This window comes from Bradyrhizobium sp., assembly GCF_030697065.1.
Lineage (GTDB): Bacteria > Pseudomonadota > Alphaproteobacteria > Rhizobiales > Xanthobacteraceae > Bradyrhizobium.
In genome coordinates, this window is the sequence record NZ_JAUYQU010000063.1 from 1 (window position 1) to 22,692 (window position 22,692).

General features: G+C 64.6%; 21 protein-coding genes. 11 read left to right on the forward strand and 10 right to left on the reverse strand.

Annotation, left to right across the window (positions count from 1 at the left end):
* The coding region (locus Q8R73_RS04475; protein ID WP_305718329.1) for a CoA transferase at positions 1 to 245 on the forward strand (245 nt) is incomplete at its 5' end.
* A gap of 101 nt (positions 246 to 346) precedes the next feature.
* Here the strand turns inward: Q8R73_RS04475 and hppD are convergent.
* Entirely contained in the window at positions 347 to 1,465 is a 1,119-nt protein-coding gene (hppD, locus tag Q8R73_RS04480; RefSeq protein ID WP_305718330.1) for a 4-hydroxyphenylpyruvate dioxygenase, read from the reverse strand.
* Positions 1,466 to 1,584: 119 nt separating this feature from the next.
* On the opposite strand from hppD, the gene Q8R73_RS04485 reads away from it, so the two are divergent.
* Together Q8R73_RS04485 and Q8R73_RS04490 are read left to right on the forward strand one after the other, a co-directional pair.
* Complete coding sequence (locus Q8R73_RS04485) at positions 1,585 to 2,061, forward strand: Lrp/AsnC family transcriptional regulator (RefSeq protein ID WP_305718331.1); 477 nt, start codon at positions 1,585 to 1,587, stop codon at positions 2,059 to 2,061.
* A 345-nt stretch (positions 2,062 to 2,406) separates the two neighbouring features.
* Positions 2,407 to 2,718: a DUF1272 domain-containing protein gene (locus tag Q8R73_RS04490; RefSeq protein WP_305718332.1), complete on the forward strand. Its 312-nt coding sequence runs from the start codon at positions 2,407 to 2,409 to the stop codon at positions 2,716 to 2,718.
* 102 nt (positions 2,719 to 2,820) lie between these two features.
* On the opposite strand, the gene fahA is transcribed toward Q8R73_RS04490, so the two are convergent.
* From fahA to Q8R73_RS04515, 5 genes are all read right to left on the reverse strand, one after another.
* Positions 2,821 to 4,092, reverse strand: coding sequence for a fumarylacetoacetase (gene fahA / locus Q8R73_RS04495; RefSeq protein WP_305718333.1), 1,272 nt, complete (start codon positions 4,090 to 4,092; stop codon positions 2,821 to 2,823).
* A gap of 130 nt (positions 4,093 to 4,222) precedes the next feature.
* Entirely contained in the window at positions 4,223 to 5,569 is a 1,347-nt protein-coding gene (gene hmgA, locus Q8R73_RS04500) for a homogentisate 1,2-dioxygenase (protein ID WP_305718334.1), read from the reverse strand.
* 87 nt (positions 5,570 to 5,656) lie between these two features.
* Positions 5,657 to 6,610 (reverse strand): MBL fold metallo-hydrolase, encoded by a 954-nt coding sequence (locus tag Q8R73_RS04505; RefSeq protein WP_305718335.1) that lies wholly within the window; start codon positions 6,608 to 6,610, stop codon positions 5,657 to 5,659.
* Positions 6,611 to 6,816: 206 nt separating this feature from the next.
* Positions 6,817 to 7,050 carry a DUF2783 domain-containing protein gene (locus Q8R73_RS04510; protein WP_305718336.1) on the reverse strand — a complete coding sequence of 78 codons (234 nt, stop codon included), beginning with the start codon at positions 7,048 to 7,050 and terminating at the stop codon, positions 6,817 to 6,819.
* An 8-nt stretch (positions 7,051 to 7,058) separates the two neighbouring features.
* Positions 7,059 to 8,675, reverse strand: a complete 1,617-nt coding sequence (locus Q8R73_RS04515) for an FAD-dependent oxidoreductase (RefSeq protein ID WP_305718337.1) — start codon at positions 8,673 to 8,675, stop codon at positions 7,059 to 7,061.
* 108 nt (positions 8,676 to 8,783) lie between these two features.
* Here Q8R73_RS04515 and Q8R73_RS04520 point away from each other — a divergent pair, with 108 nt between their 5' ends.
* Positions 8,784 to 9,323, forward strand: coding sequence for a MarR family winged helix-turn-helix transcriptional regulator (locus tag Q8R73_RS04520; RefSeq protein ID WP_371126032.1), 540 nt, complete (start codon positions 8,784 to 8,786; stop codon positions 9,321 to 9,323).
* Between the two features lie 137 nt (positions 9,324 to 9,460).
* Here the strand turns inward: Q8R73_RS04520 and Q8R73_RS04525 are convergent, their stop codons facing one another.
* Both Q8R73_RS04525 and Q8R73_RS04530 read right to left on the reverse strand, forming a co-directional pair.
* On the reverse strand, positions 9,461 to 9,805 hold the full coding sequence (locus Q8R73_RS04525; RefSeq protein WP_305718338.1) for a RidA family protein: 345 nt from the start codon (positions 9,803 to 9,805) through the stop codon (positions 9,461 to 9,463).
* A 14-nt stretch (positions 9,806 to 9,819) separates the two neighbouring features.
* Positions 9,820 to 10,626, reverse strand: a complete 807-nt coding sequence (locus Q8R73_RS04530; RefSeq protein WP_305718339.1) for an N-acyl homoserine lactonase family protein — start codon at positions 10,624 to 10,626, stop codon at positions 9,820 to 9,822.
* Positions 10,627 to 10,942: 316 nt separating this feature from the next.
* Here Q8R73_RS04530 and Q8R73_RS04535 point away from each other — a divergent pair, with 316 nt between their 5' ends.
* The 6 genes from Q8R73_RS04535 (at position 10,943) to Q8R73_RS04555 (ending at position 18,121) form a co-directional block, all read left to right on the forward strand.
* A complete protein-coding gene (locus tag Q8R73_RS04535) occupies positions 10,943 to 12,421 on the forward strand; it encodes a caspase family protein (protein WP_305718340.1) in 1,479 nt (492 codons plus the stop codon).
* Between the two features lie 159 nt (positions 12,422 to 12,580).
* Entirely contained in the window at positions 12,581 to 13,249 is a 669-nt protein-coding gene (locus tag Q8R73_RS04540) for an OmpA family protein (RefSeq protein ID WP_305718341.1), read from the forward strand.
* Between the two features lie 203 nt (positions 13,250 to 13,452).
* Complete coding sequence (locus tag Q8R73_RS04545; protein WP_305718342.1) at positions 13,453 to 14,364, forward strand: efflux RND transporter periplasmic adaptor subunit; 912 nt, start codon at positions 13,453 to 13,455, stop codon at positions 14,362 to 14,364.
* Entirely contained in the window at positions 14,364 to 17,507 is a 3,144-nt protein-coding gene (locus Q8R73_RS04550) for an efflux RND transporter permease subunit (RefSeq protein ID WP_305718343.1), read from the forward strand. The genes Q8R73_RS04545 and Q8R73_RS04550 overlap by 1 nt, the downstream gene beginning before the upstream one ends.
* Before the next feature lie 90 nt (positions 17,508 to 17,597).
* The gene (locus tag Q8R73_RS26015) at positions 17,598 to 17,885 is read left to right on the forward strand and encodes a DUF6883 domain-containing protein (protein WP_371126033.1); all 288 of its coding nucleotides are present in this window, start codon (positions 17,598 to 17,600) and stop codon (positions 17,883 to 17,885) included.
* Positions 17,885 to 18,121, forward strand: a complete 237-nt coding sequence (locus Q8R73_RS04555; RefSeq protein WP_305718344.1) for a DUF4926 domain-containing protein — start codon at positions 17,885 to 17,887, stop codon at positions 18,119 to 18,121. The genes Q8R73_RS26015 and Q8R73_RS04555 overlap by 1 nt, the downstream gene beginning before the upstream one ends.
* Before the next feature lie 32 nt (positions 18,122 to 18,153).
* On the opposite strand, the gene Q8R73_RS04560 is transcribed toward Q8R73_RS04555, so the two are convergent.
* On the reverse strand, positions 18,154 to 20,079 hold the full coding sequence (locus Q8R73_RS04560; RefSeq protein WP_305718345.1) for a PAS domain-containing sensor histidine kinase: 1,926 nt from the start codon (positions 20,077 to 20,079) through the stop codon (positions 18,154 to 18,156).
* Positions 20,080 to 20,166: 87 nt separating this feature from the next.
* On the reverse strand, positions 20,167 to 20,841 hold the full coding sequence (locus Q8R73_RS04565; RefSeq protein ID WP_305718346.1) for a Crp/Fnr family transcriptional regulator: 675 nt from the start codon (positions 20,839 to 20,841) through the stop codon (positions 20,167 to 20,169).
* A 220-nt stretch (positions 20,842 to 21,061) separates the two neighbouring features.
* On the opposite strand from Q8R73_RS04565, the gene Q8R73_RS04570 reads away from it, so the two are divergent.
* Positions 21,062 to 22,692, forward strand: a 1,631-nt coding sequence (locus Q8R73_RS04570; RefSeq protein ID WP_305718347.1) for an AsmA family protein, incomplete at its 3' end; no start/stop codon positions are given.

Sequence of the window (22,692 nt, forward strand, 5' to 3'; positions counted from 1 at the left end):
AGAGCAAGAGCCGCGAGGAGTGGTGCGCCATCATGGAAGGCACCGACATCTGCTTTGCGCCAATCCTGACGATGGCGGAAGCGCCAAAACATCCGCACATGGCGGCGCGCAAGATTTTCATCGAGCGCCACGGCGTGACGCAACCGGCGCCGGCACCGCGGTTCTCCCGCACGCCCTCTGCGATCCGGGAGCCGGAGGCGGCGGATATTGGTGCACTGACGAACGAGTGGAAGGCTGCGAGGTGATGCCTTCGGCGTCATTCCGGGATGATCCGAAGGGCCAGACCCGGAATCTCGAGATTCCGGGTTCGATGCTTCGCATCGCCCCGGAATGACGGGGCAAAAGCCTACGCCGCGTCGTCGACCTTCAGCACGCCTCTTCGAATCTGGTCCTCTTCGATCGATTCGAACAGCGCCTTGAAATTGCCTTCGCCAAAGCCGTCGTCGCCCTTGCGCTGGATGAATTCGAAGAAGATCGGCCCGATCGCGTTGGCGGAGAATATCTGCAGCAGCACTTTGGTGAGGCCGCCCTCGACCACGCCTTCGCCGTCGATCAGGATGCCGTCGCGTTTCAGCCGGGCGACGTCCTCGCCATGTGCGGGAAGCCGCGCATCGATCTTCTCGAAATAGGTTTCCGGCGGCGACGGCATGAACGGCAGGCCGGTGGCGCGCAGGGTCTCTACCGTCGCGTAGATATCCCTGGCTCCGCAGGCGATATGCTGGATGCCCTCGCCACGATAGACGCTGAGATATTCCTCGATCTGACCGGACTCGCCGGCGTCCTCGTTGATCGGAATCCGGATCTTGCCGTCGGGGCTGGTCAGCGCGCGCGAGAACAGGCCGGAGGCGCGGCCCTCGATGTCGAAGAAACGGATCTGGCGGAAGTTGAACAGCTTTTCATAGAAGCCGGTCCAGACATCCATGCGGCCGCGATGGACGTTGTGGGTGAGGTGATCGAGATAGAACAAGCCGGCGCCTTCCGGCCGCGGGTTTTTGGCGCCCAGCCACTCGAACTCGGCTTCGTAGGCCGAGCCTTTGGCGCCGTAGCGGTCGACGAAATACAGCAGGCTGCCGCCGATCCCCTTGATGGCGGGGACGTCGAGCGTCTTCTGCCCGGCGGGAATCTCGGCGGGCTCGGCGCCGAGCGAGATCGCCCGCGCATAGGCCAGCTTCGCATCGACCACCCGGAACGCCATCGACGGCGCGCACGGCCCGTGGGCGGCGACGAAACTGTGGCCATGGGTGCCGGGCTGTTCATTGACGAGATAATTGATATCGCCCTGGCGATAGACCGTGATCTTCTTGCTCTTGTGCCGGGCGACCGGCGCATAGCCCATCAGCCGGAACAGCGCATGCAGTTCTTCGGGCCGGGGATGTGCATATTCGACGAACTCGAAACCGTCGGTGCCCATCGGATTGTCGGCGGTTATCGTCGCCGCCGGCGCGTCATGCGGAAATGGACCCATGGCGAAATCTCCCTGATTCGAGGCTTGAATGATCGGTCATGGCGGGCGCAATGTGCGTGCAAATCGCCGCCGGCAAGGTCCCGGCATGCACACTTCGTGCACAAGGAGGCATTTCGCGCATGATATCGGTCGACGCCTTTGACCTCAGAATACTGGCCGCCTTGCAGGATGACGGCCGCCTTACCAACCAGCAGCTGGCCGATGTCGCAGGCCTGTCGGCGTCGCAATGCTCGCGGCGGCGGATGCGGCTGGAAGAGGAGAAGGTGATCGCGGGCTATCATGCCGACCTCGCCAGCGAGGCGCTCGGCTTCAACGTCATCGCCTTCATCCACATCACGCTGGCGACCCATTCCCCCGACAACGCCAAGCGGTTTCGCGCATTGGTCAACCGGGTCGACGACATCCAGGAGGCGTATTCGCTGACCGGGGATGCCGATTATCTCCTGAAGGCGGTGCTGCGCGATCTCAAGAGCCTGTCGGATATCGTCAACAACGTCCTGATGCCGCACCCAAGCGTGGCGCATGTGCGCTCCTCGATCGTGCTGGACCGTCTGAAGGAGAGCGCGAGACTGCCGCTGAAGCTGCTGTCGCGGTAAACTGCACGCGTCATTCCGGGGCGCGAGCGAAACGAGCGAGCCCGGAATCCATAACCACGATCGTGAGTATGGATTCCGGGCTCGTGCTTCGCACGCCCCGGAATGACGGGTGAGATGGCCGAAATCGAGGGAGATTCGGCCTTCGAATCGGGGCGTCGATTTGCGATACTCGGTACCTCATCCGCGACGGTGCGCCCCCTCTCCCTCTGGGAGAGGGTCGGGGTGAGGGGTTCAGGTCCATCGATAATCCGTAACCCCTCACCCGGATTGCATCTGCGATGCAATCCGACCTCTCCCACAGGGGGAGAGGTGGCGCCGGGTACGCGGCACAACGACGGGACGCAAATGGCACTGCAACTCCGGCCGAACTGCGAATATTGCGACAAGGACCTGCCGCCGAATTCGACGGAAGCGCGGATCTGCTCCTACGAGTGCACGTTCTGCGCGGACTGCGTCGATACCAAACTCCACAATGTGTGCCCGAACTGCGGCGGCGGTTTCATGCCGCGTCCGATCCGGCCGGCGACCGAACGGCGGCCCGGCGTCTGCGTGGCGAAACACCCGCCGTCGGACAAGCGCGTGCATCTGAAATACAGCATCGAGGATGTCGCCGCGCATTCGGCGAAGCATCGCGATATTGCGCCGGAGCAGCGGTGAAATAACGGCACCTTCGTCATTCCGGGATGGTCCGAAGGACCAGACCCGGAATCTCGAGATTCCGGGTTCGATGCTGCGCATCGCCCCGGAATGACAATCCACCTACCCCGCCGCCAGTATCGTCCCCTCGACCTCGCCGAAGCCGACGCGGTAGCCGTCGCCCTGGCACCAGCCGCGCATCACCAGCGAATCGCCGTCTTCCAGAAACGTCCGCTTCACGCCGCTTGCCAACTCAACCGGCTCGCTGCCGTTCCAGCTGATTTCCAGCAGGGAGCCGCGCTGGTCCTTGTCAGGCCCGCTGATGGTGCCGCTGCCCAGGAGGTCGCCGACATTCATGGCGCAGCCGGACGAGGCATGGTGCACCAGCTGCTGCACCGACGACCAGTACATGTACCTGAAATTGGTGCGGCAGATCCTGGCGGCCTCGTTCATGCCAGTGGCGCGCAAGGCGACATCGAGCGTGAGGTCGTAATTGTGGGGCTGCGTCTGCTGCAGATACGGCAGCGGCGTCGGGTCCTGCACCGGGCCCGGCACACAAAACGGCTGCAGCGCCTCGCGGGTGACGATCCACGGGCTGATCGACGTCGCAAACGCCTTGGCCTGGAACGGGCCGAGCGGCACATATTCCCATTGCTGGATATCGCGCGCACTCCAGTCATTCAAAATGACAAAACCGAAGATCATCGCCTCCGCCTGCTTCTCGCCGAGCATCTCTCCCATCGCCGACGGCTGCCCGATCACCACCCCCATCTCCAGTTCGAAATCGAGCCGCTTGCACGGGCCGAAGCTCGGCGCTTCCGCGCCCGGCGGCTTCAACTGGCCACGCGGCCTTTTCACCTGGGTGCCGGACACCACGACGGTCGAGGCGCGGCCGTTATAGGCGATCGGCATATGCAGCCAGTTCGGCTGCAGCGCATTGTCCTTGCCGCGGAACATGACGCCGACATTGGTGGCGTGCTCCTTCGACGAATAGAAATCGGTGTAGCCGGCGACCGCGATCGGCAAATGCAGCCTGACGTCGGCCATCGGCACCAGCGCGCGCCGGCGCAGTTCTTCGTTGTCGCGCAGCTCCGCATGGTCGTGGCGCAGCAACTCGCTGATGCGCGCGCGTGTCCGCGACCAGACTTCCGGCCCCAGCGCCATGAACGGATTGAGCGACGGCGCGGCGAAGACGCCGGGTTCGACCACATCGATCCGGCAGTTCTGCGCCAGTTGCCACAGATCGAGCACGTAATCGCCGATCGCGACCCCGACGCGCGGGGCGAGGCCGTCTTTGGCGGAGAACACGCCGTAGGGCAGATTCTGGATCGGGAAGTCGGAGGCGGGATCGACCGGGATGAAGGAGCGGAGCGTGGGATCGTTGGGATGGGGCACGTTTTGTCGTCCTGCTGATTGAGGGCAAGCCCTATCGACCGTCATTCCGGGGCGTCCGCAGGACGAACCCGGAATCTCGAGATTCCGGGTTCGCCGCTGCGCGGCGCCCCGGAATGACGAGCGGAGAAACTTACGGCTTGTTCGGGTCGAATCGTTTTTCGAGTCCCTTCCAGCAATCGGCGTAGTCGTCCTGCAGCGTCGCGGAGTTTGCGGCGTGCGCGGTGATGCGTTGCGGGAAGCGGGTCTCGAACATGAAAGCCATGGTGCCGGTCAGCTTCACGGGCTTCAATTCGCTGTTGCTGGCGTGGTCGAAGGCCTCGCGGTCGGGACCGTGCGGCAGCATCATGTTGTGCAGGCTGATGCCGCCGGGCACAAAACCCTGCGGCTTGGCGTCGTAGACGCCGTAGATCAGGCCCATGAACTCCGACATGATGTTCATGTGATACCAGGGCGGCCGGAAGGTGTTTTCAGCCACCATCCAGCGCTCCGGGAAGATCACGAAGTCGATGTTGGCGGTGCCCGGCGTTTCCGACGGCGCCGTAAGCACGGTGAAGATCGAGGGATCGGGGTGGTCGAAGCCGATGGCGCCGACCGGCGAGAAGGTACGCAAATCGTATTTGTAGGGCGCGTAATTGCCGTGCCAGGCGACGACGTCGATCGGCGAATGCGGCAGCGTGGTCTTGAACAGCTGGCCGCCCCATTTCACGAACAGTTCGGTCGGCGTGTCCTTGTCCTCATAGGCCGCGACCGGCGTGAGGAAATCGCGCGCATTGGCGAGGCAATTGGCGCCGATCGGCCCGCGCTCCGGCAGCGTGAAGGCGCCGCCGTAATTCTCGCAGAGATAGCCCCGCGCCGGACCGCCGGTGAGTTCGACGCGGAACTTGACGCCGCGCGGGATCACCACGATTTCGGCGGGCTCGGCGTCGATCCGGCCGAATTCGGTGACGAAGCGCAAGCTGCCCTGCTGCGGCACGAACATCATCTCGCCGTCGGCATTGTAGAAATGCTGATCGACCATCGACCGGGTGATGAGGAAGACATGCGCGGCCATGCCGGCCTGGGTGTTGGCATCGCCCGCCGTGGTCATGGTCTGCACGCCCTGCAGGAAGGTCATATCCTCCTTCGGGATCGGCGCCGGATCCCAGCGCAACTGCTCGACCGACACCTCCTGCTCGTGGCAGGGCGCGGTGCGCCACAGCCCGGCATCGACTTTCGCGAAGCGGCCGGAGTGTTTGACGGACGGCCTGATCCGGTACAGCCAGGAGCGCTCGTTGCTGCCGCGCGGCGCCGTGAAAGGCGAGCCGGACAGTTGCTCGGCATAGAGGCCGTAGGCGCAGCGCTGCGGCGAGTTGCGCCCGATCGGCAGCGCCCCCGGCAACGCCTCGGTCTCGAAACTGTTGCCGAAGCCGGACATGTAGCCCGGCGTGATGTTGACGGAACTGCGGCTGATCACGTCAGGCGAAGTGTTGATGTTCATGGTCATCCTCCATCTCTTTTCGCATGATCTTGTCCGAAAACCGGTTCCCACCCGTCGGGTCACAGCCCGAGGGCATGCTTTTCGGGATCATGCGCCTTGCAAGGCGGCCCACATTTCCTGGTCGCGTTTGTCGGTCCAGATCACGGGATCGTCGATCCCCGAGGCTTCGTCGAAGGCCCGCGAGACGTTGAACGGCAGGCAGTGCTCGTAAATGGCAAAGCCGGAAAACTTCGGATCCATCACCTCGCGGGTCGCCGCCATCGTCTCCTTCAGACTGCGCCCCTTCGCCACCGAGGATTCCGCCGCGCCGTACAGCGACGTGACGAAATCGCGCGTCATCGCGATGGCGTCGCGTCCGGTGGCAATGCCCTTGAGCGCGTCGCCACGGCCCGGCGCGATCGCCCTGGGGTTGAAGGCGCGGATTTCGTTCAGCGTCGACGGCCATTCGCGCAGATGCGCGTCGCCGCAATAGCAGGCCGAATGATATTCGATCAGATCGCCCGAAAACATCACTTCGGCGTCGGGGACCCAGGCCACGATGTCGCCGGAGGTATGTCCGGCGCCGAGCTGCATCAGCCGCACCTCGCGCTTTCCGAGATAGAGCGACATCTCGCCCTCGAAGGTCAGCGTCGGCCAGGTCAGGCCGGGAATGCTCTCGGCGTCCTGGAACAGCCGCGGAAAGCGGCCGAATTCGGAATCCCAGTCCTGCTGGCCGCGTTCCTCGACCAGCCGATAGGTTTCCGACGACGCGATCACGGCCTGCGCCTTGTAGGCGGAGGCGCCGAGCACGCGCACCGCATGATAATGCGACAGCACGACATATTTGATCGGCTTGTCGGTAACCGTGCGCACCCGCTCGATCACCTTGTTCGCCATCGCCGGCGTGGCCTGGGCGTCGAACACGATGCAGCCGTCGTCGCCGACGATCACAGCCGAATTGGGATCGCCCTCGGCGGTGAAAGCATAGAGATCGGTGCCGATCTCGGAGAAGGTGATCTTCTTCTCCGCCATGTCGGTGGTGGACGCGAAACCTTTTGCCATTAGTTCGATTTCCCTTTGCGAAAACTCACAGCTGTCATCGCCCGGCTTGACCGGGCGACCCAGTATTCCCGAGGCGCCAGCGATAGACCGAGACGCCGCGGCTTACTGGATCGCCCGGTCAAGCCGGGCGACGACAGTCTTGTTGTGGCGGACGTCTTGCTAAATCCCAATCTCTTCATAACAGCGGTTCCAGGCATGCCATATCATTACTGTTGTTGTTGCTGCTGTTGCTGCTGCTGGCTGGCATCCACCATCCGCCGCTGCGCCAGTGCGATCGCCTCGCGCAGCACGTCGATATCGCCGATATGATTGGCAAGGATCAGAACCAGCGCCGCGTCGAGATCGGCGCTCTGCTCGTCGCTCAATCCGCGATGCGCCTCGACCACGGCGCGAAACGCATCGTCCGGCCTGGCGAAATTCGAGCTGGTGGACAACGCCATCATCTGCCTCAATTGTGACCGGTGGCGCGCGCCAGCGCGGCGTCCAGCGCGGCGCGGCTCGGGTGCCGGAAGCGCGCGGCGACATAGCCGTCGGGACGCAACAGATAGGCGGTGCCGGGCTCGGCATCGTAGCGCGCGCCGATCAGGCCGGCGGAATCGGAGTGACCGTCCTCGCCGCCGATACGAATCACGCCGACGCCGTCGGGAGCCTCGACATCGGCGCCGTTGGCAAATTCGAGCAGCGTGAAGCGCCTGCCGGCCTCGATGAAGGCGTCGGTCAGATAGGGGCAATCGTGCGCCCGCGCGTCCAGCGGCGCATCGGGCATCGAAGCGCCCGGTCGCGGACCGCCGCGCCAGGCCTCGGTGTCGGCGCTCGACAGTGGCGTCTCGTAAACCGACGGCACCGACAGTCGCCCGCCATTGACCATGCGCTTGCCGAACTCGGTTTCCTTCGCCAGCGACAGCACCGCCTTGCGCAGCCGCGCCTCCTGGTGCGAGTTGGGCGCCATGAAATCGGTCGAACGGGTGGATTCGCGGATGTTCTCGTCGGCCGCAGCGCTGCGCTCGACGTGATAGCTCCCGAGCAGCGCTTCGGGGGAGATTCCGCGCAGGATGCGATCGAGTTTCCAGGCGAGGTTTTCGGCGTCCTCGAGACCCGAATTGGCGCCGCGGGCGCCGAACGGCGACACCTGATGGGCGGCGTCCCCGGCGAAGATCACGCGGCCATGGACGAACTTGTCCATCCGGCGGCACTGGAACTTGTACAGCGATATCCATTCGAATTCGAACGCGTCATGCCCGAGCATGCGCGCGATCCGCGGCCGCACGTTGTCCGGCTGCTTTTCAAACGCGGGATCGGCGAACCGGCTGAGTTGCAGATCGATGCGCCAGATGTCGTCGGGCTGCTTGTGCAGCAGCGCGGAGCGGCCGGCGTGGAACGGCGGATCGAACCAGAACCAGCGCTCGGTCGGGAAGGCCGCCGTCATCCTCACATCGGCGATCAGGAACTGGTCCTCGAACACCTGGCCGGTGAATTCCGCACCGACCATCTGCCGCAGCGACGAGCGCGCGCCGTCGCAGGCGATGACGAAATCGGCCTGCATCCGGTACGGCCCGTCCGGCGTCTCCACCGTCAGCACCGCATGATCGTTGCGCTGCTCCAGTCCGGTGACCTTGTTGCGCCAGCGCAGGTCGACCGCGGCCAATTCCTGCACCCGGTCGACCAGATAGGCCTCGGCATGGAATTGCTGCAGGTTGATGAAGGCGGGCCGCTTGTGACCCTCCTCCGGCAGCAGGTTGAATTGATAGAGCTGCGAGGCGCCGTGAAAAATCTTGCCGACGCTCCAGACCACGCCCTTGTCGACCATGCGCTGGCCGATGCCGAGCCGGTCCCAGTATTCCAGCGAGCGTTTCGAGAAGCAGATCGCGCGCGAGCCCTCGCCGATCCGGTCGGCATCGTCGAGCAGCACGACGGACTGGCCGCGCTGCGCCAGATCGATCGCCAGCGAGAGCCCGACCGGCCCGGCGCCGACCACCACGACGGGGTGATGCGCAGCATCGCCGGCAGCCCGATCCTGGTCGGGGTGACGACGGTAACCGAACTGGATTCTGGACGACTGCGCCATGCGCTCGACTGGTTCTGGCCAATGGCCGGGATGCCGGCTATGATAGTCTCACCTGCAACTATCTAAACGCCGCGGCCGTCCGCCCGTCAACTCAATTTGGAGCGATTTTTGTCGAAAGCGTTTGCGGGCGAGTCGAGCACCGGGTCGCGTCGGGAAAGCGCGGCCGGGAAGGGCGCGAAGCTCGACCTCTTCAGGTTCGTGCCGTTCCGGCTGAACCGGCTGGCGGCGGAGGTCTCCGCCGCACTCTCGGTCGAATATCAGGAGCGCTACGGGCTGGACATACCGGAATGGCGCGTGCTGGCGACGCTCGGCTTTCGCAACGAGGCCTGCAGCGCGCAATACATTTCGCATTGCACAAGGACGCACAAATCCACCATCAGCCGCGCCGTCACCGCGCTGATGAACCGCCAACTGGTCGAACGCGTCGAGAACGCCGAGGACCGCCGCGAATTTGCCCTCCGCATGACGCGCAAGGGCAAGACGCTGTACGAGGAACTGATCCCGCGGCTGCTGCGCCGGGAGCAGGAAATTTTGTCATGCCTCTCCGCGCAGGAGCGCAAGGATTTTGCCGCGTTGCTGGGCAAGATCGAGCGCAGCCTCGACCTGGTGCAGACGGCGAAGGACGCCGGCGTCAAGGATGCGTATTGATGGGCGCGCTCCGTCATTCCGGGGCGCGCGTAGCGCGAGCCCGGAATGACGAGATTCCGGGTTCGATGCGGAGTTTATCATCGGGCCGGCCGAAGGCCGGACCCGGTGGCATCGCCCCGGAATGACGGCTGCGCCCGTCACTTCGCCGCGGTCACCACGATTTCCACGATATGCGGCGGTTCGAGATCGGCGCCGATGCAGGCGCGCATCGGCGGATTTTTCGTGTCGACCCATTCGTCCCAGGCTCGGTTCATCTCGCCCTTGCGCTTCATGTCGGTGATGTAGACGATCGCCGACAGGATCCTGCTCTTGTCCGAGCCGCACAGCGCGAGGCTCTCGTCGATGCGGGCCAGCGCCTTGGCGGTCTGCTCGTACATTGAAGGGGTCACCGGATCGGGCGCCACCGCCACGGTCAGCACCAGGTCGCCGTGAACGACGGCGCGGCTGCGCGTCGGCGTCAGGCCGGGAAAGCGTGTGATCATGATTACTCCAGGGGTTATTTCGCAAACGAGCGCGAGGGCGCCAGGTGCAGCGACCAGGCATCCATCTTGTCGCCGGCGCGCGGATAGATCTCGGTGACAACAGGATCGTGCCCGGGGATGACGCGATCGGGATGGCCGGCCAGCCGGTGCGCGATATCCCAGCCATCGAACACGTCGCCGACATTGTAGACGATCGGAAACGGGTTGCGGCGATGCATGTTGCCGTAGTAATGCGAGGCGTCCGAGGCCAGCACGACGGGGCCGCGCGCGGTCTCGACCCGCACCACCTGCAGGCCGTCGGAATGACCGCCGACCCGGTGCAGGGTCACGCCCGGCGCCACCTCGCCGTCGCCATTGTGGAAGGTGACGCGCTCGCTGAAAACGTGGCGCACCATCAGCGTGACATGCTCTACCGAGAACGGATGCCGCAGCGCGCCCATGCACATGCAGCGGCCGGTGGCGTAACTCATCTCGCGGTCCTGCAGATGAAACCGCGCCCCGGGGAAGCGGTCGAGATTGCCGGCGTGGTCGTAATGCAGATGGGTGACGATGACGTCCTTGATGTCGTCGGTCGCAACGCCGAAGCGTGCCAGCGCGTCGACCGGGTTGAGCGTCAGCTTGCGGCCCCGCGCCTGCGCCTCCTCGGCATTGAAACCGGTGTCGACCAGGATGTCGCGGCCGTTGCCCCGGATCAGCCAGACGAAATAGTCGAGGTCCTGGGCCGTGGTCTCGTGCGGATCGGGCTGCAGGTAATTCATCTGGGGGGTGCGCGGCGACATCGTGGCATAGCGCAGGGCGTAGATTTCGTAGGCGTTTCCCATCGGTTGCACTTCTTCTTTGTCTGGATTGGCCGATCCCTGGAGCTAAGCCCCGCCGCCCGCAAAGGTCAAACCGGACGGTCCGGGCCGGCTGAGCCGCTGCGACGCCCCACGCGCAGACATATTATGGCCGACGACAATCGAACCATGGGCGCGGGAATTATTCCACTGACACGACGCGGTTATTTGTCGCTGATATCTTCGGCTTCGCAAAAGGTTGACAGGGCCAGCGGGCCCGGTTTGATAATGCGCTTTCCGTAGAGTAAGATCGCCGAGGCGCAAGCTGGTGTCGGCGCTTTATTGGCTGGACTGCTGTTTTATGAGAATCCGCCTCGCTTTATTGCTGATTTCGGTTTTGTCGGTGTTCCCGATTGTCCCGGCCGCCGCCGCAGGCGAGCGGTTTGCGCTGGTCATCGGCAATGCCAAATATCCCGACGCCGAGGCGCCGCTCAAGGAGCCGATCAACGACGCCCGCGCCGTCGCCGACGAACTCAAGCGCAACGGCTTCAACGTCGAGATCGGCGAAAACCTGACCGGCGAGGCGATGCGGCGTGCCTTCGACAAGCTTTACGGCAAGATCAAACCCGGCTCGGTCGCGCTGGTTTTCTTCAGCGGGTACGGCATCCAGTCCGGCCGGCAGAGCTACATGATCCCGGTCGACGCCCAGATCTGGACCGAACCGGACGTCCGCCGCGACGGCTTCAGCCTGGAGACGGTACTCGGCGAAATCAACAGCCGCGGGGCCGGCGTCAAGATCGCCCTGATCGACGCTTCCAGGCGCAACCCGTTCGAGCGCCGGTTCCGCAGCTTTTCCGCGGGCCTCGCGCCGGTGATCGCGCCGAACGGAACCCTGGTGATGTATTCGGCCGCGCTCTCGTCGGTGGTCAGCGACAATGGCGGCGACCGCAGCCTGTTCGTGCGGGAATTGCTCAAGGAAATTCGGGTTCCCGACCTGATGGCCGAGGAAACCCTGAACCGAACCCGGGTCGGCGTCACCCGCGCCTCCCGCAGCGAGCAGGTGCCGTGGATTTCGTCCTCGCTGGCCGAGGATTTTTCCTTCATCCCCGGCGCCAGGCCGGCGGGCCAGGTGGCGGCATTGCCCAAGGCCAGCCCGCCCGTGACGCCGCCTCAGGTTACACCTCAGCCGCCGCCGGCCGCGCGCGTCGATCCGCCGCCGGCTCCTCGCGTCGAACCCCCGCCGTTGCCGCGAGTCGAAACGCCGCCGCCGCCAAGGCCGGCCGAGACCGTCATCGCTCCGCCCGAACCTGAAAAGACCGAGGCGCCGACGGCGCTGGCGCTGGCCGACGATCCGACCATCAAGAGCCTGACCGAGAAGCTCGCCGTCAATCCCGACGACGGCGGCGCGCTGTACCGGCGCGGCCAGGTCTACGCCAGCAAGGGCGCCTACAACCTTGCGATCAAGGATTTCGACCACTCTCTGCGGCTCAACCCCAAGGACGTGGAAGCCCACAACAACCGCTGCTGGTCCCGCGCCGTGATCGGCGACCTGCAGGCCGCCCTGAAGGATTGCAACGAAGCGCTGCGGCTGCGCCCCAATTTCGTCGATGCCCTCGACAGCCGCGGTCTCGTCAATCTGAAGAGTGGTCAGACCAAGAATGCAATCGCTGATTTCGACGCCGCCCTCAAGATCAACCCGCGGCTGACCTCGTCGCTGTACGGCCGCGGCCTCGCCAAGCAGCGAAACGGCTCGATCGCCGAGGGCGAACTGGACATTGCCAATGCCAAGGCGATGGACCCGAATATTGTCAAGGAATTCGCAAGTTACGGGGTACGTTAACAATTATTTGAATAAGGCCAGCGCTGGCTGAACCCTGGGGCAGGCTGCAGAGACACATAAAAGAAAGTAGCCGGAGAGGCGCTGGGCCTGCGCCCGATTTGTCCGGCGGCGTATTTGAGAATGGATTGAAACCGCGCGACAGCGCAGGAGGGACTGGCAATGTCAAAGATCTCTGGAAGGCCACATCTGACCGCAATCCTGTCGATCGTGTCGATCGGCGCCACGCTGACCTTTGGCATCGCCGGAGCAGTCGCTGCCGAGGACGTCACCGAGGATCAGATCCTGCGGGCGCTTGCACCGCCGGCCAAGAAGCCGCTGACCCGGGGTCTGTCGGTAGGTCCGCAGCAGGCTGAGCCGGTGATTTCCGCCGAGGAAGGACGCTTCGTGCAGAAGCTCCGCGGCCGGTCCACCCGTTCGCTCTCGGCCAGCGAGCGCGAGGAAATCGCCACCCTGGCCAAGGACAAGCCGAAGATCGATCTGGAAATCACCTTCGATTACAACTCGGCCGAAATCAGCGCCAAGTCGCTGTCCTCCGTGCAGGCGCTTGGAAAGGCCCTTACCAATCCCGATCTGAGGGGATCCACCTTCGTGGTCGCCGGCCATACCGATGCCGCGGGCAGCGACGGCTACAATCAGGACCTGTCGGAACGGCGCGCCGACGCGATCAAGCGCTATCTCACCGAGAATTACGGCGTTGCCGCCGCCGACCTCGTGACCGTCGGATATGGCGAGAGCAAGCTCAAGGACCCCGGCCAGCCGCTGGCGGAGGCCAATCGCCGCGTGCAGGTCGTCAACATGGCCAACAAGGCCACCGCGTCCAGCCAGTAGTCCGGGCAACGGCGCGGTGTAAAGTCTTCCATCACGGGCCTCCGTTCCGACCGGAACGGAGGCCCTGTGTCTGTGTGACGTGTGTTTATTTGACGCATTTTCCCGGCGCGAGCCGGTATCCACTCCGCCGGAAAACGCTATAAAGAAAACGCGATAAGGCGTCTTCACACCTCCCACCCCGACAGGTCTGGATTGATCCGGCGATGAAGCTCTCCGAATATCTCAAGCCCGCGATCGGAGTGGTCGTCGTCATCGCGGTGGGGGTGTACTACTGGCTCGGGCACCGTCCTCGCGCCGAGGAAAAGGAAATTCCGACCCAGGCGATGGTCATCGTCACCAAGAGCACCAACGCCTGCTTCTCCGACCTCGTCCGGGTCACCGGCTTTATCGTGCCGCGCCGCGAAGCGGTGGTCGGCGTCGAGCAGGAGGGCTCCAGGGTTTCCGAGGTGCTGGTGCGCGAAGGCGACATCGTCACCGACAATCAGGAACTGGTGCGGCTGACCCCGCCGCCGCAGCAGCCGGGAACACGTCCCGGCCCGACCGTGCTGCGCGCGCCGGCCGCCGGCCTCATTACCGAGGTCCGGACCATTGCCGGCGCACCGGCCTCGCCGCAGGCCGGCCCGATGTTTCGGATTTCCGTCAACAACGAAATCGAACTGGATGCCGAAGTGCCGGCGATCCACATGCTGAAGCTCAATCCCGGCGCCAGCGCGCGGATCAGCCGGGACAATGTACCCGACCTGATCGGTCGCGTTCGGCTGGTATCGCCGCAGATCGACCGCGCCACCCAGCTCGGCCATATCCGGATCTCGCTGACCAACAACCCGTCGCTGAAGATCGGCATGTTTGCGCGCGCCAGCATCGACGCCAGGCGCAGCTGCGGCGTCGCCATCCCGCGTTCCGCCATTGACCATCAGACCATCCAGGTGGTCAAAGGAAACGTCATCGAGACGCGGAAAGTGAAGGTCGGACTGGTATCCGACACGTCAACGGAAATCCTCGAGGGCCTCGACGTCGGCGAAACCATCGTCGCCGACGCGGGAACCTCGCTGCATGACGGCGACCAGATCAAGACCATGTTCGCCGAGGAACTAGATCGAACGCGGGTGCGCTGATGGCTCTCAATATCTCGGCCTGGTCGATCCGAAACCCGCTGCCGTCGATCGTCTTCTCCATCATCCTTTTGGTCCTGGGCTGGGTCAGCTTCACCAAGCTCGCGGTGACGCGGCTGCCGAGCGCCGACATCCCGGTGATCTCGGTCGCGGTCTCGCAATTCGGCGCGGCCCCCTCCGAACTGGAATCGCAGGTCACCAAGACCATCGAAGACGGCGTCTCCGGCGTCGAGGGCGTCCGGCACATTTCGTCGTCGATTACAGACGGGCTCTCGCTGACCACGATCCAGTTCGCGCTCGAGACCAACACCGACCGGGCGCTGAACGACGTCAAGGACGCCATCACCCGGGTGCGTTCCAACCTACCGCAGAACGTCAGCGAGCCGCTGATCCAGCGCGTCGACGTGATCGGCCTGCCGATCGTCACCTATGCCGCGATCTCGCCCGGCAAAACGCCCGAGCAACTCTCCTATTTCGTCGACGACGTCGTCAAGCGCGCGCTGCAGGGCGTGCGCGGCGTCGCCCAGGTCGAGCGCATCGGCGGCGTCGAGCGCGAGATCCTGGTGTCGCTGGATCCCGACCGGCTGCAGGCCGCCGGCCTCACCGCCGTCAATGTCAGCCAGATCCTGCGGGGCACCAATGTCGACCTCGCCGGCGGCCGCGCCGAGATCGGCAAGAACGACCAGGCGATCCGCACGCTCGCCGGCGCAAAGACCCTGAACGAACTCGCCGGCACCATGATCCCGCTGTTCGGCGGCGGCGAGGTTCGTCTCGACGACCTCGGCACCGTCACCGACACCATCGCCGACCGCCGCACCTTCGCGCGCCTGAACGGCGAGCCGGTGGTGGCGCTCGGCATCAAGCGCTCCAAGGGCGCCAGCGACGTGGTGGTCGCCGAGGCCGTGCAGAAGCGCATCGAGGCGCTGAAAACCGCCTATCCCGACGTCGACCTCAAGCTGATCGACACCTCGGTGGACTTCACCAAGGGCAACTACGAAGCCGCCATTTCAACCTTGTTCGAAGGCGCCATCCTCGCCGTCATCGTCGTGCTGCTGTTCCTGCGCGACATCCGCGCCACCATCATCGTTGCGGTCTCGCTGCCGCTGTCGATCTTCCCGGCGTTCTGGGCGATGGACATGCTCGGATTCTCGCTGAACCTGGTCAGTTTCCTCGCCATTACGCTGTCGACCGGCATTCTGGTCGACGACGCCATCGTCGAGATCGAAAATATCGTGCGACACATGCGAATGGGCAAGTCGCCCTATCGCGCCTCGCTGGAAGCCGCCGACGAGATCGGCCTCGCCGTGATCGCGATCTCGCTGACCATCATCGCGATCTTCGCGCCGGCCAGCTTCATGTCCGGCATCGCCGGACAGTTCTTCAAGCAGTTCGGCATCACGGTGTCGGTGCAGGTGTTCTTCTCGCTGTTGGCCGCCCGCTTCGTCACGCCGGTGCTGGCCGCCTACTTCCTGAAGGACCATCCGCACGAAGAGCCCCCGCCGGGGCGCATCCTGAAAATGTATACGAAGCTCGTGACCTGGTCGGTGAAACACTATTTCATCACCGTGCTGGCCGGCTTCGGTACCCTGGCGGTCTCGGTCTGGAGCATCACCTTGCTGCCGCAGGGCTTCCTGCCGGCGCAGGACACCGCGCGCTCGCTGCTGGCGATGGAGCTGCCGCCCGGATCGCAGCTCGCCTATACCGAGAAGGTCACCGAGGAAATCGTGGCGCGCCTGCGCAAGCGGCCCGAGATCAGGAGCGTGTTCGTCGACGGCGGCCGCGTGCCGCCGGGCATTTTCGAGGTGCGGCGCGCCGCGCTGATCATCAATTACACGCCGAAAGGCGACCGCGACATCACCCAGCGCGAGCTCGAACTGGCGATAACGGGCGATCTCGAGAACGTCCCCGACATCCGTTTCTGGTTCCTCGACGAAAACGGCCTGCGTGCGATCTCGCTCGTCGTTACCGGCGTCGACAGCAACATCGTCGGCAACGTCGCCAGCGAGCTGGCGACGCAGATGAAGCGGATTCCGATCATCGCCAACGTGATCTCCGAAACCTCGCTCGACCGGCCGGAGCTCCGCATCGAGCCGCGGGCAGAGCTGGCGGCACGGCTCGGCGTCTCCACCGAAAGCCTGTCGCAGACCATCCGCGTCGCCACCATCGGCGACGTCGGCCCGGCGCTGGCGAAGTTCGACGCCGGCGGCCGGCTGGTGCCGATCAGGGTCCAGCTCGAGGACGGCGCGCGCGGCGACCTGCAGATCCTCGAGCAGCTGCGGGTGCCGCTCGGCCAGCGCGGCGAAAAGGGCGGCGTGCCGCTGTCCGTGGTCGCCGACATCAAGCTCGACCAGGGCCCGACCAGCATCAACCGCTACGACCGGGAACGCCAGGCCACGGTGGCCGCCGACCTCGTCGGCTCCGCGGCGCTCGGCGACGCCACCAAGCTGATCTACGACCTGCCGGTCATGAAGAGCCTGCCCAAGGGCGTCAAGGTCAGCCCGTCGGGCGACGCCGAAAGCCTGAACGAACTGTCGGAAGGCTTCGCCACCGCGATCACCACCGGCCTGATGATGGTCTATGCGGTGCTGGTGCTGTTGTTCGGCACCTTCCTGCAGCCGATCACCATCCTGTTCTCGCTGCCGCTCTCGATCGGCGGCGCCATCGCGGCACTGCTGTTGACCGGCAAGCAGCTGACGACACCGGTCTGGATCGGCATCTTGATGCTGATGGGCATCGTCACCAAGAACGCCATCATGCTGGTGGAGTTCGCGGTCGAATCGATGCGCGAGGGCAAGCCGCGCGACGTGGCGATGATCGACGCCGGCATCAAGCGCGCGCGCCCCATCGTCATGACCACCATCGCGATGGCGGCCGGCATGATGCCTTCGGCGCTCGCGTTCGGGGCCGGCGGCGAATTCCGCTCGCCGATGGCGCTGGCGGTGATCGGCGGCCTGGTGTTTTCGACCTTGCTGTCGCTGGTGTTCGTGCCGGCGATGTTCATCCTGATGGACGATCTCGGCGCGCTGATCTGGCGCTTCGGCAGCAAGCTGCTGGCCTCCCACGGCGAGGACGAGCCGGGGCCGGACGATCGTTCCGGCGGCCACAAGCCGCCGCCGATCGTCGCGCATTCGCCCGCGGCGGAGTGATATCGGGGTACGAGCGACGTCTTGAAGACATGCGACTGTCATGGCGACTTTTCTGCCTACCCCTGATCAGGCTGTACTCGATATTCGCAGATCGAGGACTATTGCCTCAATCCACTACACCCGCGCGGTCGCCACAAGGCGCGGGTATTCCGTGAAGCTCTCGATCTCCAGCGCAGTGATGCTGTCTGGTTGCGGGGCGTCCTCCTGGAAGCCGCTCGCTCCTGTGAAGCTTCCCCGATCACCACGGATAAATGGGGCGCTCACTGGCGCATGGATGCCACAATCAGACGACAGGATAAGAATGCTGTGGTAAGAACAATCTGGATCGTGCGAACCGGTGAGAGCTTGCCGATTTTCGTCACCTGCTGGGTGTTATGATGAATACGACAAACGTTGAAACGAGCGATCGCCCGTCCGTCATGGATGTCGTGGCATTGCTGACGGATCTCCCGACACTTCGGCTTGCACGTGGGCAAGTTGGCACTGTCGTCGAGCAGCTGGACGCTGAAACTTCGCTGGTGGAATTCAGCGACGAGCAAGGTCGCGCCTATGCTGTCGTGCCTTGCTCTCGTATGGAGCTACTTACCCTGCACTACGTCCCGGAAGCGGCCTGAAGGCATCGAGCATCCAGCTCACTTCGCGCCGCTCAGACCCCCACCGTCTTCGCGATCGCATCCGCCAGTTGCTGCTGCAGAAACGGCTTCGACAGCTTGGGCAGGCCTTCATCCGCGCCGGGCGGCAGCTCGGAAAATCCGGTCGCCAGGATAATCGGCAGATCGGGTTTTTCCAGCCTGATCGCAGCGGCGAGATCCGAGCCCGTCATGTGCGGCATCGCCTGATCGGTAATCACCAAGTCGATGTCATCCTTGCGCAGGATAATTTCGAGGGCGCTCCTGGCGGAGGTCGCCTCCAGCACGGTGTGGCCGAGGTCTTCCAGCATGGCCACGGTATTGAGCAGGACGAGCGCATCGTCATCCACCGCGAGGATCACGAGAGGGCCTTCCCTTCCAGTGAGTGGCTGGGCGGCGGCTTCTTGCTGAACATGGCCTGCACCGGCCGCGACCGGAAGCCAGAGCTCGACCGTGGTGCCTTCGCCCTTGCTGCTTTTGAGCACGAACCTGCCGCCGGACTGCTGGATCATGCCATGGACCATCGACAGCCCCAGTCCCGTGCCCTTGCCGACGCCCTTGGTGGTGAAGAAGGGTTCCAGCGCCCGCCGGCGCGTGGCTTCATCCATTCCGACGCCGGTGTCGGTCACCGACAGGCAGACATAGTCACCGTTCCTCAGGTCCGGCGCGCCCGCGACACTCTCCTCCCGCGCGGCGATGACGATCGAACCGCCTTTCGGCATCGCGTCCCGCGCATTGACCACGAGATTGAGGATGGCCAGCTCCAGCTGGTTCGGATCGGCGAGAACCTTGTTCAGCCTCGAGGCAAAATCCATCCGGATCTCCGCGGTCGCCCCGAGCGAACTGTGGAGCAGATCGGTCATGCCGCGAACCAGGCTGGCGACGTCGAGCACCAGGGGCTTGAGTTCCTGACGGCGGGCGAAGGCGAGCATCCGCTGCGTCAACCCCGCGCCGCGCTGGGCGGCCTGCATGGCGTTATCCACCAGACGTTCCGTCCTGGGATCGTCGGGAAGTCGCTTGCGCAGCAATTCCAGGCTGCCCAGCACGGCCATCAGGAGATTATTGAAATCATGCGCGATGCCGCCGGTGAGTTGTCCGATCGCGTCCATTTTCTGCGACTGGAACAAGGCCTCGCGGGCCTCCTGCAGCGCGCGTTCGGAATGTCGACGCTCGGTGATATCGCGGGTTATCTTGGCAAAGCCCAAGATCTTCCCATCGGCGTCCCGGATCCGATCGATGACGACGTTGGCGATGAATTTGCTGCCGTCCTTGCGGACGCGCCAGCCCTCCTTTTCAAACCTGCCGTCCTGCGCCGCGGTTGCGAGCGCCAGTTGCGGAGCTCCCGCGCGCCGGTCCGGCTCGGTATAAAACCGCGAGAAATGCTGCCCGACGATCTCCTCGGCGCGATAGCCCTTGATGCGCTGCGCACCCGCGTTCCAGCTCGACACCAGGCCCTCCGGCGTCAGCATGTAGATCGCATAATCGGTGACGCCCTGGACCAGGAGCTTGAACTGTTCCTCGCTTTGCCGCAGCGACTCTTCGGCCTGCCGGCGCTCGGTCAGGTCGCGCGTGATCTTGGCGTAGCCGACGACGTTGCCGGCAGCATCCCGGATCGGGTCGATGACGACGAAGGCCCAGAACCGGGTGCCATCCTTGCGGCAACGCCATCCCTCGCTTTCGAACTTTCCTTCGCGCGCCGCAGTCTCCAGCGCCCTTTGCGGCAAGCCCGTTGCGCGATCGGCCTCGGTATAGAAGCGCGAGAAATGCTGGCCGACGATTTCGGAGGCTTCGTAGCCCTTGAAACGCCGCGCGCCCGGGTTCCAGCTCGACACGATGCCGTTGGGATCGAGCATATAGATGGCGTAGTCGGTGATGGCCTCGATGAGCATGCGGTAGCGACCATCGTCGGATAACGACGCGTCGAACCGCTGATTGCGCTGCATTGATTTCCCCCGGCTTGACGCCAACCCTAGAAAACCCGGCTGTGGACGGATGGTTCCGCTAACGATCCATCGACTCGCAACCCGTGGTTAGTCGTTCCTTGCCACGGCCGTCAGCTTGGTCATGTTCTGAAGCAGAATCCGGCCGCGCTGCAGGTCGAGAATGCCGTCCTTGCGCCAGAGCTGCAGCTGACGGTTAACGCTTTCGCGGGCGGCGCCGACGAACACGCCGAGCTGCTCCTGCGAGATATGTACCTCGGAGCCGAAATCGGACGACAGCGCGCAGAGCCGGCGCGCCAGTCGCACGGGCAGCGGCTGCAGCATGGATTCCTCCATCCGCTCGCTCATCCAGCGGATGCGCTGGCACAGCAGCATGATCAGCTTGACCGCGACGCGGGGCTCACGCTCCAGATGGGCCAGAAAATCCTCGCGCCGCAGCACGAACAATTCGGTCGGCTCGCCGGCCGTGGCGTCCGCGGTGCGGCTCTGGCCGTCCAGCACCGCGACCTCGCCGAACAGATCGCCGGGACCGAGGAAATTCAGGGTCAGGCGGCTGCCGTCGGACGCCCCGGTCTCGATCCGGATCTGGCCGCGGCGGACGCCGAACAGGGCATCCCCGGGATCGCCCTTCTGGAACAGCATCTCGCCTACCCCGAGGTGCTGGGTGTGGCAGAGGTTGGAGATCCGCTGCAATTCATCGGCGCCGAGGTCCGAGAACATCGGATTCATCTTCAGAATGACCGCAAATTCGGCCGCTTTACTCATGGCAATGCCTTCCAGAGAGGATTCGGAATCGTCAAAATGGGCGATAGCAAATCTTGCCCGCAGCGAAGTGTGTCATAAGTCACATATCTTTGCAGCACCCTCGGATTATTTTTGCTGGCTTTGAGCGGTTTCCGGTTCCGGGATAAGCTGAAGGTGCAGGGTCCGCGCCGCGAGACGGCCGGGCTGGATTCGTTGGCGGCTGCCGGTCTGGAATGACGACATGAGAGTACTGAAAATCGCCGGAGCCGTGATCGCCGCCGTGATCGTGGTGGCCGTCCTGCTGCTGATCGTCGGCGTCCCCTCGGGTTTCCTGACCTCGGAAATCCAGGCGCGGGTCGAGCGCGAAACCGGCTACCGGCTGACCATCGCGGGCTCCAGCAAGATCGGGATCTGGCCCTCGCTCAACGTGACGCTGAACGACGTCACGCTCCAGGACCCCAAGGACCGCGACGGCTCCAGGAGCCTGACCGTCGACAGCGTCCAGGCCGATGTGACGCTGGCGAGCCTGTGGGCGGGCCGGCCGCGGGTCACCGAACTCGTCATCAACAAGCCGGTGCTGCAGGTGCCGCTGCTGCGCGAACGCTCCGGACAATTGATCTCGTCGGCCCGGCCGGCGCCCGCAACCGGCGCGGCCGACAGGCCCGCGATCGACCGCATCACCGTGACCGACGGCACGGTGGTGTTCTCCAATTTGCGCGACCGGGTGGAGAACCGGCTCGAGGGCATCAATGCCGAAGTGACTGTTGATGCCGACCGCAAGGTCAAGATCATCGGCAGTGCCAAAACCGGCGATCGTCCGCTCAAATTCGACATCGGCGCCACCGCGCCGGCGATGCCGCTGGAGCGGCAGAACATTCCCGTCGAGATCGTGCTCGAGGCGCCCGGCGTGATGCAGGCGCCGGTGTCGGCCAGGGCCGAGGTCCGGATCAACGGGTCGACCGTGATGATCAACGGCCTGTCGGGCGCGCTCGGCGACGCCGTGTTCAACGGCTGGGCCTCGGTCGATCTCGCCAGCAAGCCGCTGCTCAAACTCGATCTCGACTTCCAGCGGCTCGACCTCGGCGGCGCCGCGCCGCGCGGTACATCGGGCGCGCAGCCCTGGAGCAATGCGACCTTCGACGTCCGCGGATTGAACTATCTCGACGCGCAAATACGGGTTTCCGCGGCCCAGCTCAGCATCGGCGGCGCGCAATTCGCGCCGGCCGCGATCGACGCCACGCTCGCCGGCGGCGTGCTCAAGGCGCGGTTTTCCAATCTCGGCGCCTATGGCGGCCAGGCCAGCGGCGAAGTCACCGCCGACGCCTCGGCGGCCGAGCCGAGCTTCGCGCTGAACAGCGATCTGGCCGGCGTCCGCGCGCTGCCGCTGTTGAGCAACGTGGCCGATTTCGACAAGCTCGACGGCAGGATGCAGGCGAAGATCGCCGTGCGCTCGTCCGGCGCCAGCCCGCGCGCCATCATGTCCAACCTCAACGGCACGGTGTTCACGGTATTCCAGGACGGCGCCATTCGCGGGCTCAACGTCGCCAAGATGATCCGCTCGCTGACCTCCGGCACGCTGTCGGGATGGCAGGAGAAGGAAGATCAGGTCACCGATCTCAGCCGGCTCTCGGCCTCGTTCAGGATCGACAAGGGCCAGGCCGCCACCACCGATCTCACTTTGATCGGCCCGCTGGTGAAGATGACCGGCATCGGCACCATCGACCTCGGCACCAAGCAGATCGCGTTTCGGGTCGAGCCGAAACTGGTCCTGACCACCGAAGGCCAGGGCCGCGCCGCCGACCCGGTCGGGCTCGGAATCCCCGTGATGATCGACGGACCGTGGGCCGAGCCGCGCATCTATCCCGATATGGC

Excerpts from the sequence above, each read along its gene's own strand:
- hppD (WP_305718330.1), bottom strand. The coding sequence starts at position 1,465 with ATGGGTCCATTTCCGCATGACGCGCCGGCGGCGACGATAACCGCCGAC.
- Q8R73_RS04485 (WP_305718331.1), top strand. The coding sequence starts at position 1,585 with ATGATATCGGTCGACGCCTTTGACCTCAGAATACTGGCCGCCTTGCAG.
- Q8R73_RS04490 (WP_305718332.1), top strand. The coding sequence starts at position 2,407 with ATGGCACTGCAACTCCGGCCGAACTGCGAATATTGCGACAAGGACCTG.
- hmgA (WP_305718334.1), bottom strand. The coding sequence starts at position 5,569 with ATGAACATCAACACTTCGCCTGACGTGATCAGCCGCAGTTCCGTCAAC.
- Q8R73_RS04505 (WP_305718335.1), bottom strand. The coding sequence starts at position 6,610 with ATGGCAAAAGGTTTCGCGTCCACCACCGACATGGCGGAGAAGAAGATC.
- Q8R73_RS04510 (WP_305718336.1), bottom strand. The coding sequence starts at position 7,050 with ATGGCGTTGTCCACCAGCTCGAATTTCGCCAGGCCGGACGATGCGTTT.
- Q8R73_RS04515 (WP_305718337.1), bottom strand. The coding sequence starts at position 8,675 with ATGGCGCAGTCGTCCAGAATCCAGTTCGGTTACCGTCGTCACCCCGAC.
- Q8R73_RS04525 (WP_305718338.1), bottom strand. The coding sequence starts at position 9,805 with ATGATCACACGCTTTCCCGGCCTGACGCCGACGCGCAGCCGCGCCGTC.
- Q8R73_RS04530 (WP_305718339.1), bottom strand. The coding sequence starts at position 10,626 with ATGGGAAACGCCTACGAAATCTACGCCCTGCGCTATGCCACGATGTCG.
- Q8R73_RS04535 (WP_305718340.1), top strand. The coding sequence starts at position 10,943 with ATGAGAATCCGCCTCGCTTTATTGCTGATTTCGGTTTTGTCGGTGTTC.
- Q8R73_RS04540 (WP_305718341.1), top strand. The coding sequence starts at position 12,581 with ATGTCAAAGATCTCTGGAAGGCCACATCTGACCGCAATCCTGTCGATC.
- Q8R73_RS04545 (WP_305718342.1), top strand. The coding sequence starts at position 13,453 with ATGAAGCTCTCCGAATATCTCAAGCCCGCGATCGGAGTGGTCGTCGTC.
- Q8R73_RS04550 (WP_305718343.1), top strand. The coding sequence starts at position 14,364 with ATGGCTCTCAATATCTCGGCCTGGTCGATCCGAAACCCGCTGCCGTCG.
- Q8R73_RS04555 (WP_305718344.1), top strand. The coding sequence starts at position 17,885 with ATGAATACGACAAACGTTGAAACGAGCGATCGCCCGTCCGTCATGGAT.
- Q8R73_RS04560 (WP_305718345.1), bottom strand. The coding sequence starts at position 20,079 with ATGCAGCGCAATCAGCGGTTCGACGCGTCGTTATCCGACGATGGTCGC.
- Q8R73_RS04565 (WP_305718346.1), bottom strand. The coding sequence starts at position 20,841 with ATGAGTAAAGCGGCCGAATTTGCGGTCATTCTGAAGATGAATCCGATG.